A 12,324-nucleotide genomic window follows, 5' to 3' on the forward strand; every position below is an offset into this window, starting at 1 on the left:
ACCCCCACCGCCCCGACCGGGGTCGCAGCGCGTCTGTCTCCTCCCCGTCACCCTCGAAGGCCGATCTTCCCGCCGACCTCCGAGGTGACCAGAACGCGCTACCTCCCAGCCGCCCAGTCTCGCCCGATGGACAGGGGACGGGCAGCCGGGCCGGGGGCTACCCGGCGCCCCAGCCCTCATCAATTACCCAACGGTGGCGGCAGGCCGTTTCACCTCCGGTTGGGTGGAGGGCACCGACCGCTGCGCGACGAACGCGCCCGCGAGCAACACGGCTCCCCCGACGACCTGGATCAGGGTCAGCGTCTCCCCCAGGGCGATCCAGGCGATCAGCACGGCGAACAACACCTCGGTACTGGCGATCACACCCGCCACCGGTGCGGACAACCGGCGGATGGCCAGGATTCCGATCGTGTAGGCCAGCACGGTACTGACGACCACGACCCACAACACCACCAGGGGGGTCCAGACGCCGTGGCCGGCCACCATCGTGCTGCCCCAGAGGATCGACCAGTCCGCGGACCACGGGCGGGCGAAGGGTGCCAGGGCCACCGCGGCCACCGTGGTGCCGCAGGCGAACATGGTCAGCGGGTCCACGGCGGCCGAGAGCCGGTCGGACAGCAGGAAGAAGGACGCCTGGCAGACCGCGGCGGCCAGGCCGGCGGACAGCCCGACCACGTCGAGTCGCAGCCCCGCCCAGATCTGCACGACGCAGGCGAGGCCGATGACGACGGCCGCGGCGCCCCATGCCGCGGATCGGGGCACCGGGGAGCGCCGGACGAACCGAACCCAGAGCACGATCAGCACCGGGGCGAGGTACTCCAGCAGCAGAGCGACGCCCACCGGGATCCGCGAGACGGCGAGGAAGTAGAAGCCCTGGACACCGGCCACGGCCAGCAACCCGTACAACACCAGCGCCGGCAGGTTCCGGCGTACCACGTCCCACGATGCCCTTCCGAGCAGGACGACCACGGGCACCAAGACCAGTGCCGAGCCCGCGATCCGTACCCACACGGCCTGGACCGGGCTCATGCCCGCGGTAATCAGCGCCTTTCCGAAAGGGCCGCTGGCTCCGAGGAACCCCGCTGACAGCAACGCCAGCACCAGACCGGACCGCGCGAGTCCAGCCCTGTCTTCCAATTGACTCATCAACTGCCCCGAACTCAGGTTAGGACGACAGTAAGAACGTTCACGCGTAGCGGCTGAGTTCGGCGAAGAAATCGCTTACAACGTGCGCCTGGCCACTTTGTTGCGCCTCGTCGTAGACGAACTTACCCACCGCCAGGTCGAGCACACCCAAGCCGAATGGCGAGAAGACGATCGGCCTGTCCGATGGCAACGCCAGCCTGCCGACCAGGATGTCGTAGAGCGTGCCGGCGACGAACGACCGTGATCCGGTCTCCTGCTCCGCCAAGTGCGGCGAGGTGTTTGCCTTCAGGCAGTGCTCCACGTCGTCCACCACGTTTGAGGACGCCAGCACGATGTCCGTCGACAGGTCCCGCAACGAGACGTGCAGCACCGTTGGGTTGTGCGAGAACCACGAAGCCTCACGGACATGTGGGGCGACAGCCGTGGTCGCAAACACTACGAGCTCCGAATCCCGAATCGCGGACTCGGCGCTGTGGTGGATCTTGACATGCCTGGCGTCACCGTCGCGGGTCAGGTGGTCCCGGAACGCCGTAGCATACTCGGGGGACTGGTCATACACGCCGATCGTGTCGAACGTCCAGCCGGTTCCCACCAGGAAGTCGTGGATGTAGCGGGCGATGAGTCCAGTACCGAAGAAGGTCACCCGACGCGCCCGGGGTCGGTCACGATGAAGCCGGTCGGCGGCCAGTGCGGCAGAGGCCGCGGTCCGGGTCGCGCTGATTACCGAGGCTTCCATACAAGCGAACGGGTAGCCGGTTGCCGGATCGTTGAGCACCAGCACGGCAGATGCCCTCGGTAGGTTCTCGCGGATGTTGCCGGGGAAGCTGGAGATCCACTTGATCCCGTCAACAGACACGTCCCCGCCCAGGGAAGCGGGTAACGCGATGATGCGGTCGTCCGGCCGCTCGGGGAACCGAAGGAAGTAGCTCGGCGGGTTGACGCTCCTACCGGCGCCGTGCGTCAGGTAAGCCTCCTCGATGATCTGCACGATTCGCTTGTGCTGTCCGGCGAGCACGGAACGGACGGTGGCACCGGTCACGACGGAGAAAGAAGGAGTGAACACCGTTACCTCTGTGATCGGGATTCTACTGGCGGATGGAGCGGGTGGTTCGTTCGTCCGGAGGATCAGATGTGGCGCCCTATGTCCCGCTGGCCGCAACGGCCACGGACCACGAAGCGGGTTGACGATGGGTGTTCACCCCGGCCACCACGTCGAGGCCGAAATGCTCGGTCACCCAGGCGTCGTCGTAGATGCTGTCCAGATAGCGTTCGCCAAGGTCGGGGGAGATCGCCACGCATGTCGGGTTGCCCGCTTCGTGCCGCATTCGCCGGTTCACCGCCGCGAGCACGGTTCCGGTTGAGCCGCCGAGCAGGAAGCCGTGGCGGGCAAGGCTCCGGCAGGTCCGCACGGCCTCTCCCTCCTCGACCAGAACGACCTCGTCGACGTAACTCTCGTCGAGCAGCTCGGGCCGCCGGCTGGTGCCGAGGCCGGGGATGTACCGCGGCATGCTCGGTCCACCGAAGGTCACCGAGCCGACGGTGTCAACCGCGATGATCTTCGCTGGGTGGGCCACTTCCTTGAAGTAGCGTGCGCAGCCCATGAGGGTGCCGGTCGTACCAGCCCCCACGAACAGAAAGTCCAGGTCGGGAACGTTTCGTAAGATCGCCTGCGCGGTGGTTCGATAGTGCGCGATCCAGTTGAAGCGGTTCTCGTACTGGTTGAGCCATACGTAACGCGAGTCGGATGCGCACAGCTCCTGGACGTAGCGAATGCGCGAACCGAGAAACCCACCGTTGCCGTCGCGCTGCTCGATGACCACGACCTCCGCACCGGCGGCTGTCATCAACTTTCGATTGCTGAGGTTGGACCTCGGATCAGTGACGCACACGAACCGATAGCCGCGGTTGGCGGCGATCATACTCAGGGCAACACCGAGGTTTCCCGAGGACGACTCCACGAGCACCGAACCCGGACGGAGCCTCCCCTCCTCCTCAGCGGCGACCACCATACTGGCCGCCGCCTTCATCTTCACCGAGCCGGCCAGGTTGAGGCCCTCACATTTCAGCAGGACCCGACGGTCGAGGATTCTGCTGAGGTCAAGGAACATATCGTCGTTGATCAGGTCTTCAATCTGCGGCGAAACGGCCACTACGGTCCACTCCCTCTCTCCGCAACACATGACCGCCATCTGGACCCCCATCCAGGATGGCGCGGTAGTTTCATGCCCTACTGGTCAGCCCGCGTACCAGGGCTGCATATCCACGCACACCCTCACGAAGCTCAGAAAGAGCGATGGCCTCATCGACCTGGTGCGCGAGGTTCGGCGCTCCCGGCCCGTAGCCGATCGTAGGAACACCAAGCGCCCCAGCGGTCGCCGAACCGTTGGTACAGAATGAATAATGACTCACCGGCAAGGTCATTCCGACGGACGCGAATCCCTGTAACGCCGACTCGGCAACGGTGGAACCAGGTTCGGTTACCCATGCCGGGGCAAAGCAGGCAGCACGGACCGCACACCCGGTATAGGTCGTGTAGGTTGCTTCTCCCAGGCTGACCTCAGTGGATGCGTCAAACTGTGCTGCCACTCTTTCCGCAACGCTTCGTATCGGTTCGAGAACATCGGACAGCAGCTCACCCGGGAGGGTGCGGCGGTCGAACCTCGCCGTACACCTCGCGGGCACCACCGACAGGCTGGGCAGTGGCGACGACGCGAGATCGGTCAGGACCAGGATTCCGTCACCCAGCACAGGATGTTGGGTCGCGGGAAGGCAACGCACCTCGCAGATGATCTCCGCCATCACCTCGGCCGCATTCACTCCCTCAGCCGGGTAGGCCGAGTGGCACGGCTTCCCCGTGACCTCGACGACGACCTCCGCACGACCACGCTGACCGAGGGCCAGTGCACCCGCAGTGGGCTCACAGATCACCACATAGTCGGGTGCCACGCGCTGCACGATCGGAACAAGCGCCGCGCCCTCCACCAGTTCCTCGGCGACGCTTCCGGAAACAACTATCCGGCCGGCGTCATGAGTCGTTCCTAGGGAGGCAACCCCATGGACGCACGCGGCCAGCGGGCCTTTCATGTCCACCGCACCGCGACCGTAGATCAGGTCTCCACGCCGCTCACCACTCGGTGCGGCCGACCATGCCTCGGGTCGCTCCACACCCACCGTGTCCAGGTGTGAGTCGAGCAGGATCGTCGGTCCGGGCCCGAGGTCGAGAACGCCGATCACGTTGCCGAGCTCGTCGGTCTCGACCTCGAAGCCCAGCGTGACGAGTTCCGCTCTCAGCACCTCGGCGGCCGCGGCTTCCTGCGTCGACAGGCTCGGCGCCGCGAGCAGGCGGAGAAGAAACCGTTCCACGTCATGGCACTCGGACCCGTCTCGCACCGGCATCCACTCCCCCAGCAGACGAAAACCGGAACATTTGGCGGGCCGAGGTAGGGACCTTCACAGCGCGGTCACCAACCGCCGCCGCCACGGCACCCAACGTGGCAGGAAGGAACTTGTATGTCAACTACCAAGTGACAGCAGCTTGCGCTGGATCCTCGGCCCGGTAGACCATGGGCGGTCAGCAATCGCGGTGGTACGTCGTTGACGTGCAGTTGCGGGGGCTTCTGCCAACAGAGAGGGGTCTTGTGCGGCGCCAACTGAGTGACGAGGTCCGAGACAGAATCCTGCAGGATCTGATCCTGTCCGGGACGGTGAAGCCAGGCGAGCAGCTTCCCGCCGAGGCGGAGCTCTGCAGCCGTTACGAGGTCTCCCGGGTCACTGTGCGCGCCGCCCTCCGTAGCCTGCGGGAGAAAGGGTTCATCAGTGTGCGGCAGGGACAGGCCGCGCGGCTCCTGCCATACTCCAGGTCGATCCCATCGAGCCTCGATCATTTGGTCTCGCTGGACACCTTCGCCGCTGTCAAGGGCCAGCAGGTGGTCAATGTTCACGAGCAGGTCGAACCCATCGAACTCGACGAGGAGGTCGCGGCACAGTTCAAGATGCCAGCAGGGACCTCCGCCACTGTGGTGCGACGCGGCAAGCTCTTCGAGGGTGAACCGGTGGGGTGGATCGTCGACTACGTGCCCGCGGAGGTTCTGCCCTTCCACACGATCCGCACCGAGTTCCGAGGATCGGTGTTGGATGTCCTGCTTCGGCACAAGGAACTCCGGGTCACCTACGCCGACTGTGAGCTGGAGCCGGTGTCGTTGCCCGGGGACATCGCCGGTCGGCTCGGTGTCCCACCGAGCTCACCGTCGCTCTTCGTCGACGAACTCACCTGTGACAATGAGGGAAACATCGTGAACGTCAGCCACGCGTGGCTGCTTTCCGGACATTTCCGCTTCTACATCCGCCGACGGCGACTCTGAAACCTTGTACTGGGGATGAGATGGAACACTTCGGCTGGGTATGTTCGCGCTGCTCGGCAACATTCGGGCTGGCGGACATCCGCTACACGTGTGGCTGCTGCCCGCACGGCGGACGCCTGACACTCGCCTTGGACTACCAGCGGCTCGGAGCAGGCCACGCACCGGGGGACACCGTCCTCCTCGATGAACCATCGATGTGGCGGTACAGGCGGCTCCTTCCCGTCACGGAGAGCTTGTCCACCTCGTGGGTTGCGCTTCCGGTCGGCTGGACCCCGTTGTATCGGGCTGACAAGCTGGGCAAACAACTCGGCCTCGCCGAGCTCTTCATCAAGAACGAGGCGTTGAACCCGACCGGCTCGTTGAAGGATCGGGCCAGTGCACTTGTCGTCGCCAAGGCAATGGAACTCGGGGAACGGACAGTGGCAACCGCATCCTCGGGTAACGCCGCTGCGGCCCTCGCGGGTCTGTGCGCGGCCACCGGTCTTCGGTGTCTGGTGTTCGTTCCCGAACGAACCCCGGCCAGCAAGCTGGCACAACTCGCGGCATACGGAGCAACGGTCGTTCGGGTACGCGGCGATTACGATACCGCCGTAGAGCTGAGTCTTGCCGCCTCCGCCGAATGGGGATGGTACTGCCGAAACACGGCGGTCAATCCTTACACGGCGGAAGGCAAGAAGACGGCGGCGTTGGAGATTCTCGAACAGCTCGGGTGGAAGTCGCCAGACGCCGTGCTTGTCCCGGTGGGGGACGGGAACATCCTCGTCGGGCTGTATCGTGGTTTCGTTGACGCACTTGCCATGGGATGGATCAACCAGCTTCCCCGGCTCATCGGAGTCCAGTCGGACGCCGCAGCTGCCCTGTATGAGGCATGGCACCGCGGTGGGACGGAGGTCGTTCCCACCCGAGCCGCGACGGTCGCCGACAGCATCAGTGTGGGGAATCCGCAGGACGGGTACCGTGCACTCCAGGCTGTCCGGGACACCAACGGAGTGCTCACCACGGTTCCTGAGAGCGAGATCGTCCCGACAGCCCGCTGGTTCACCCAGCAGACCGGTGTGCTCGCGGAACCGGCTAGCGCTGTTACGGTCGCGGCGCTGCCCCGTCTCCTTCGCGAACGCCACATTCGCCGGGACGAGCGGATGGTGATCGTCCACACCGGACACGGATTGAAGACCCTCGACGTTGTGATGGCTGGCTCTCCACGGGCGCGCGTCGTTGAACCCACCTTGGACGCCCTCCGGTCGTTCATCACCGACCACCACGGAGGAGAACCGGCTTTCGTGCCCGCTAACGGATAGCGCCCGAACCAGCCTGGCCGGCTCCACGTGATGGGTTAGTGAGCGACATTCAACGGCGAACGCCTTCGGCGAGTTCGGTGGCGAGGGTGTGGACGGCTTGTTCGCTGTCCCGGACCCGGGAAACGAAAGCTGAGCCGACGATCACCGCGTCCGCGAAGGCCGCGATCTCGGCCGCCTGGCCGGCGGAGCGGACGCCCAGCCCAACACCGATCGGCAGTTCGGTGTGCGCGCGGGCCCGCCGCACCAGGTCAGCGGCAGCAGCGCCAACGCTGTCCCGGGCGCCGGTGACACCCATGACCGACGTCGCGTAGACGAACCCACTGCTGGCCGCCACGGTGCAGGCGATGCGCTCCTCGGTCGACGACGGCGCGATCAGGAAGATCCGGTCCAGCACGTGCTCGGCGCTGGCGGCCATCCAGTCGTCGGCCTCGTCCGGGATAAGGTCCGGCGTGATCAGGCCGAGCCCGCCCGCGGACGCCAGGTCCCGCGCGAAGGCGTCCACACCGTACCGGTGCACGGGGTTCCAGTAGGTCATCACGACCGCCCGCCCACCGGCCGAGGCCACCGACTCCACGACCGAGAACACGTCACGCAGCCGGAAACCCGCGTGCAACGCCTCGTCCGCGGCCGCCTGGATGGTCGGCCCGTCCATGACCGGGTCGGAGTACGGCACGCCCACCTCGACGAGGTCGCAGCCGCCGTCGAGCATCGCCGACAGCATCCGCTTCGAGTCCCCGACCGTGGGGAACCCGGCCGGCAGGTACCCGACGAGTGCGGCGCGCCCCTCGTCCCGGCACGTGCGGAACAACGCGTCCAGCGAAAAGACCTGTCCCTCGGGTCGGGCCGTCGTCGGCGTCATCGCGCGTCCTCCGCGTTCCTCGGGCCGTTCGCCGGGCCGTCACCGGTGCCGCTGGCACCGTCGTCCACCAGCCCGAACCACGTCGCCGCCGTCTCCATGTCCTTGTCGCCGCGGCCGGAGACGTTGACCAGCACAATCCCGTCCGGTCCCAGTTCCCGGCCGAGCTGCAGCGCACCCGCCAGGGCGTGCGCCGACTCGATGGCCGGGATGATCCCCTCGGTACGGGTGAGCAACCGCAGCGCGTCCATCGCCTCGGCGTCGGCCACCGGCCGGTACCCGGCCCGGCCGGTGTCCTTCAGCCACGAGTGTTCCGGCCCCACGCCCGGGTAGTCCAGCCCGGCGGAGATGGAGTGCGTCTCGATGGTCTGCCCGTCCTCGTCCTGCATCAGGTACGAGCGGGCGCCGTGCAGCATCCCGGGCACGCCGGTGGTCAACGTCGCGCCGTGCCGCCCGGAGTCCAGGCCCTCGCCGCCCGCCTCGAACCCGTACAGCCGCACGTCGGTGTCATCGAGGAAGGCGTGGAAGATCCCGATCGCGTTCGAGCCGCCGCCGACGCAGGCGGCCACCGCGTCCGGCAGCCGGCCCACGCGCTCGAGCACCTGTGCCCGCGCCTCGTCCCCGATCACGCGGTGGAAGTCGCGCACCATCACCGGGAACGGGTGCGGGCCGGCAACCGTGCCGAGCAGGTAGTGCGTGTGGTCGACGTTGGTGACCCAGTCCCGCAACGCCTCGTTGATGGCGTCCTTGAGGGTGCGCGAGCCCGCGCGGACCGGGACGACCTCGGCGCCGAGCAGGCGCATCCGGGCGACGTTCAACGCCTGCCGCTGGGTGTCCACCTCGCCCATGTAGACGACGCATTCCAGGCCCATCAACGCACATGCGGTCGCCGTGGCGACCCCGTGCTGGCCGGCGCCCGTCTCGGCGATGACCCGCCGCTTGCCCATCCGCTTGGTCAGCAGTGCCTGTCCCAGCACATTGTTGATCTTGTGCGAGCCGGTGTGGTTGAGGTCCTCGCGCTTGAGCAGGATCCGGGCGCCGCCGGCGTGCTCGCCGAACCGCGGCGCCTCGGTCAGCGGCGAGGGCCGCCCGGTGTAGTCCCGCTGCAGGCGGGCGAGCTCGGCGAGGAAGTCCGGGTCGTTGCGGGCCTTGTCGTACTCGGCGGCCAGCTCGTCCAGCGCGGCGACCAACGCCTCCGGCACGAACCGGCCGCCGTAGGGCCCGAAGTGGCCCCCCTCGTCCGGGTCGTGGGCGGTGGGGGCGATCTCGGGCTTCATCCGATCCTCCTGCGTGGTCAGCGGCTGGGCCGTGGGCAGGCGGGGTGCGATCCGGCGGTGACGAGCTGGGTGACGGCGGTGCGCGGGTCGCCGCTGGTGACCAGCCCCTCCCCGACCAGCACCGCGTCCGCGCCGGCCCCGGCGTAGGTCATCAGGTCGCTCGGTCCCCGCACCCCGGACTCGGCGATCTTGAGCACCGCGTTGGGCAGCCCGGGCGCGATCCGGCCGAAGACCTCCCGATCGACCTCCAGCGTATGCAGGTTCCGGGCGTTGATGCCGATCACCCGGGCGCCGGCCTGCAACGCCCGGTCGGCCTCCTCCTCGTTGTGCACCTCGACCAGCGCGGTCATGCCCAGCGACTCGACCCGGTCGAGCAGGGAGACCAGGGCGTTCTGTTCCAGCGCCGCGACGATCAGCAACACCACGTCGGCACCGTGCGCCCGGGCCTCGTGCACCTGGTACGGCGTGACGACGAAGTCCTTGCGCAGCACCGGCACGTCCACGACGGCCCGCACCGCGTCCAGGTCGGCCAACGAGCCACCGAACCGGCGCCGCTCGGTGAGCACGCTGATCATGCGCGCGCCCGCCTCGGCGTAGTCCTTGGCCAGCTCGGCCGGGTCGGCGATCTCCGCCAGCTGCCCCTTGGACGGGCTGGACCGCTTGACCTCGGCGATCACCCCGACGCCGGGGGCGCGCAGCGCCGCGATCGCGTCCCGGGCCGGCACGGCGAGCGCGGCCCGCTCCTTGATCAGCTCGAACGGGACGTCGGCCTCGCGCTCGGCAAGGTCGGCCCGCACCCCCTCGATGATGGACTCCAGGACGCTCACGCGTCCTCCCCCCTGAGCGCGGCAAGCACGCTCGCGTTGGTCTCGCCGCGGACCGATGTTCGCCGGCCACGCTCGGTCACGACACTCCCCTTCCCACCGCCGGGTAGCCCTTGGATGCTAACCCTGGCCGTCCCCCGGTCCGGGCACCGGGTCGTCGAATCCGCCCTGCGTAGCAAGGCTGTTCCACCGCCGGGCGGTAGCACCGACCGGTCAGTCGGTCCGTCCCGGGCGGTCCACGGTGGGGTCCTCACCGGCGTCGATCGCGTCCCACATCCGCCGCTGCGGGTCCCGTTGACGGCGGGCACCCGAAGGGGCCTGGTAGCGGGCACCCATCCGGGGCATCCGGGGGCCCCACCACAGGGTGGCGGCTCCGGCCCCGAGGAGCAGCGCCCCGCCCCCGGCGGCCAGCACCCGGGCCCACGGTCGCTCAACCCGCGCCCGATCCAGCTCCGCCCGCTGTGCCACCGGGACATCTCCCGGGTACCCGCTGTCGACGGGACTCAGCGCGGTCCAGAGCGCCCACGCACCCACCACCAGCAACAGCACCCCGATGCCCCGCCGCAGCCACCCGCCGGTGGCCACCAGGGCGGCTACCGCGGCCAGCGCGACCAGGGCCAGGGGCACGAGCTGAGGGGCTTGCTCGGCACCCTGGCGGATCACTGTCGCGACTCCCCCGCCCGGACGCTCCTCGGTCATGGCGAGCCAGGTGAGCCGCGAGGACCCCCAGAGCGCGGCCGCGGCACCCAGCAACAGCACGACGGCCAACCACAGGGCTCGTCGTGCCCCGCCGCCCGCACGGTCAGCCACGCGTTCCGGCCTCCAGCGGCGCGTTGGCGGCCAGCCGGAAGGTCTCCGCCGTCGCCACCGCGTTGAGCACGGCACGCGCCTTGTTCATGCACTCGTTGTCCTCGGACACCGGGTCGGAGTCGGCCACCACCCCCGCGCCCGCCTGCACGTGCGCCACGCCCTGCCGGAGCAGGGCGGTACGGATGGCGATGGCGGTGTCGGCGTTGCCGGCGAAGTCCAGGTACCCGACGACCCCGGCGTACAGCCCGCGCCGGGTCGGCTCGAGCTCCTCGATCAGCTCCATCGCTCGCGGCTTGGGCGCACCGGACAGCGTCCCGGCGGGGAAGCAGGCGGTGATCGCGTCGAACGCGGTGGCGTCCTCGGCCAGCTCCCCGGTCACCGTGGAGACGATGTGCATGACGTGGCTGTAGCGCTCGACGCGGAAGAAGTCGACCACGTGCACCGAGCCCGCCCGGCACACCCGCCCGAGGTCGTTGCGGCCCAGATCGACCAGCATGAGGTGCTCGGCCCGCTCCTTGGCGTCCTGCAGCAGGTCCTTCTCCAGCAGGGCGTCCTCGTCCGGGTCGTCAGAACGCCACCGGGTGCCCGCGATGGGGTGCGTGGTCGCCTTGCCGTCGCGCACCGTCACCAACGCCTCCGGGCTGGAGCCGACGATGTCGAAGCCCTCGAGCCGGAGCAGGTACATGTACGGGCTGGGGTTGGTGGTGCGCAGCACCCGGTAGACGTCGAACGCGTCGGCCGTGGTGGGCACGTCGAAGCGTTGCGACACCACGATCTGGAACGCCTCACCGGCCCGGATGGCCTCCTTGGCCCGATCCACCGCGCCCTGGTAGTCCTCGGAGGTGCGGCGCCGCGAGAACCGGGGTTCGGCGCGGCTGAGGACGACCGCGCTGGGCGGCGCGGGCTCGCACAACGCCTCGGCCATGGCGTCGAGGCGGGCGATGGCGTCGTCGTAGGCGGCATCGACGTGCTCGTCGCTGCCGTCCCAGTTCACCGCGTTCGCGATGAGCGTGACGGTGCCCTCGTGGTGGTCCAGCGCGGCCAGGTCGGTGGCCAGCAACATCACCAGCTCAGGGATCTGCAGGTCGTCCGTGGTCAGCTCGGGGAGGCGCTCCAGCCGGCGGACCGCGTCGTAGCCCAGGTAGCCGACCATCCCACCGGTCAGCGGCGGGAGCCCCGGCAGCGGGTCGGTACGCAGCGCCTCGACCGTGGCGCGGAGCGCGCGCAGCGGGTCCGCCTCGTCCGGCAGCCCGGCCGGGCGGTTGCCGGTCCAGGTGGCGACGCCGTCGGACACGGTCAGCGCGGCGGCGCTGCGCACCCCCACGAAGGACCACCGGGACCAGGAACGGCCGTTCTCCGCCGACTCGAACAGGAAGGTGCCGGGGCGGTCCGCGGCCAGCTTGCGGTACACGCTCAGCGGCGTCTCCCCGTCGGCGAGCAGTCGCCGCACGACCGGGATCACCCGGCGGTCCGCCGCCAGCGCGCGGAACTCCTCCCGGCCCGGAGAGACCGGTCCGACGCCGAGGGCCGCCCCGACCCCGCTGCCATTCGCGCTGAGCATGCTGGCCATTCTGCCGGCCCGGCGGGGTGGCCCGGTCGCCGCCCTGGGGGCGGTGCACCCGTCCCACGAGGTGGGAGAACCGGTGGCGGGCAGGCAGGACGTCGATCCCGGTGCCACCGCCGCAGGGGGCCAGTCCAGCCCCCTGTGATCCTCCACACGTCCCGCCAGGTGGACCCCGTGGTCCGGTGGCT

12 protein-coding genes are annotated in these 12,324 nt (G+C 68.8%); 3 read left to right on the forward strand and 9 right to left on the reverse strand.

Going from position 1 to position 12,324, the window contains the following annotated elements; genetic code table 11:
* Positions 1-183 precede the first annotated feature (183 nt).
* From IEY55_RS02610 to IEY55_RS02625, 4 genes are all read right to left on the reverse strand, one after another.
* Positions 184-1,146, reverse strand: coding sequence for an EamA family transporter (locus IEY55_RS02610; protein WP_189053511.1), 963 nt, complete (start codon positions 1,144-1,146; stop codon positions 184-186).
* A gap of 40 nt (positions 1,147-1,186) precedes the next feature.
* Positions 1,187-2,185 (reverse strand): 2,3-diaminopropionate biosynthesis protein SbnB, encoded by a 999-nt coding sequence (gene sbnB, locus IEY55_RS02615; protein ID WP_308424705.1) that lies wholly within the window; start codon positions 2,183-2,185, stop codon positions 1,187-1,189.
* Positions 2,186-2,285: 100 nt separating this feature from the next.
* The gene (gene sbnA, locus IEY55_RS02620) at positions 2,286-3,296 is read right to left on the reverse strand and encodes a 2,3-diaminopropionate biosynthesis protein SbnA (protein ID WP_268239270.1); all 1,011 of its coding nucleotides are present in this window, start codon (positions 3,294-3,296) and stop codon (positions 2,286-2,288) included.
* A 70-nt stretch (positions 3,297-3,366) separates the two neighbouring features.
* The gene (locus tag IEY55_RS02625) at positions 3,367-4,536 is read right to left on the reverse strand and encodes a YgeY family selenium metabolism-linked hydrolase (RefSeq protein WP_189053513.1); all 1,170 of its coding nucleotides are present in this window, start codon (positions 4,534-4,536) and stop codon (positions 3,367-3,369) included.
* Between the two features lie 248 nt (positions 4,537-4,784).
* On the opposite strand from IEY55_RS02625, the gene IEY55_RS02630 reads away from it, so the two are divergent.
* Both IEY55_RS02630 and thrC read left to right on the forward strand, forming a co-directional pair.
* Complete coding sequence (locus IEY55_RS02630; RefSeq protein WP_189053515.1) at positions 4,785-5,507, forward strand: GntR family transcriptional regulator; 723 nt, start codon at positions 4,785-4,787, stop codon at positions 5,505-5,507.
* Positions 5,456-6,805 (forward strand): threonine synthase, encoded by a 1,350-nt coding sequence (gene thrC / locus IEY55_RS02635; RefSeq protein ID WP_229685910.1) that lies wholly within the window; start codon positions 5,456-5,458, stop codon positions 6,803-6,805. Before IEY55_RS02630 ends, thrC begins: the two co-directional genes overlap by 52 nt.
* A gap of 49 nt (positions 6,806-6,854) precedes the next feature.
* Here thrC and trpA read toward each other — a convergent pair whose 3' ends face one another.
* The 5 genes from trpA to IEY55_RS02660 all read right to left on the reverse strand — a co-directional run bounded on the left by trpA (position 6,855) and on the right by IEY55_RS02660 (position 12,133).
* On the reverse strand, positions 6,855-7,664 hold the full coding sequence (gene trpA, locus IEY55_RS02640; RefSeq protein WP_189053519.1) for a tryptophan synthase subunit alpha: 810 nt from the start codon (positions 7,662-7,664) through the stop codon (positions 6,855-6,857).
* Complete coding sequence (gene trpB, locus IEY55_RS02645) at positions 7,661-8,938, reverse strand: tryptophan synthase subunit beta (protein WP_189053521.1); 1,278 nt, start codon at positions 8,936-8,938, stop codon at positions 7,661-7,663. The genes trpA and trpB overlap by 4 nt, the downstream gene beginning before the upstream one ends.
* Before the next feature lie 17 nt (positions 8,939-8,955).
* Positions 8,956-9,765, reverse strand: a complete 810-nt coding sequence (trpC, locus tag IEY55_RS02650; RefSeq protein WP_189053523.1) for an indole-3-glycerol phosphate synthase TrpC — start codon at positions 9,763-9,765, stop codon at positions 8,956-8,958.
* A 210-nt stretch (positions 9,766-9,975) separates the two neighbouring features.
* Entirely contained in the window at positions 9,976-10,572 is a 597-nt protein-coding gene (locus IEY55_RS02655; protein WP_189053525.1) for a Trp biosynthesis-associated membrane protein, read from the reverse strand.
* A complete protein-coding gene (locus tag IEY55_RS02660) occupies positions 10,565-12,133 on the reverse strand; it encodes an anthranilate synthase component I (protein WP_189053527.1) in 1,569 nt (522 codons plus the stop codon). Before IEY55_RS02660 ends, IEY55_RS02655 begins: the two co-directional genes overlap by 8 nt.
* Here IEY55_RS02660 and IEY55_RS02665 point away from each other — a divergent pair.
* A complete protein-coding gene (locus tag IEY55_RS02665) occupies positions 12,132-12,281 on the forward strand; it encodes a hypothetical protein (RefSeq protein ID WP_189053529.1) in 150 nt (49 codons plus the stop codon). The genes IEY55_RS02660 and IEY55_RS02665 overlap by 2 nt on opposite strands.
* The last annotated feature ends 43 nt before the right edge of the window (positions 12,282-12,324 follow it).

Source organism: Longimycelium tulufanense, assembly GCF_014645795.1.
In the GTDB taxonomy this organism is placed as follows: Bacteria; Actinomycetota; Actinomycetes; order Mycobacteriales; family Pseudonocardiaceae; genus Longimycelium; species Longimycelium tulufanense.

Coding starts and splice junctions, on each gene's coding strand:
- trpB (WP_189053521.1), bottom strand. CDS start 8,938: ATGAAGCCCGAGATCGCCCCCACCGCCCACGACCCGGACGAGGGGGGC.
- trpA (WP_189053519.1), bottom strand. CDS start 7,664: ATGACGCCGACGACGGCCCGACCCGAGGGACAGGTCTTTTCGCTGGAC.
- IEY55_RS02665 (WP_189053529.1), top strand. CDS start 12,132: ATGCTGGCCATTCTGCCGGCCCGGCGGGGTGGCCCGGTCGCCGCCCTG.
- IEY55_RS02610 (WP_189053511.1), bottom strand. CDS start 1,146: ATGAGTCAATTGGAAGACAGGGCTGGACTCGCGCGGTCCGGTCTGGTG.
- IEY55_RS02660 (WP_189053527.1), bottom strand. CDS start 12,133: ATGCTCAGCGCGAATGGCAGCGGGGTCGGGGCGGCCCTCGGCGTCGGA.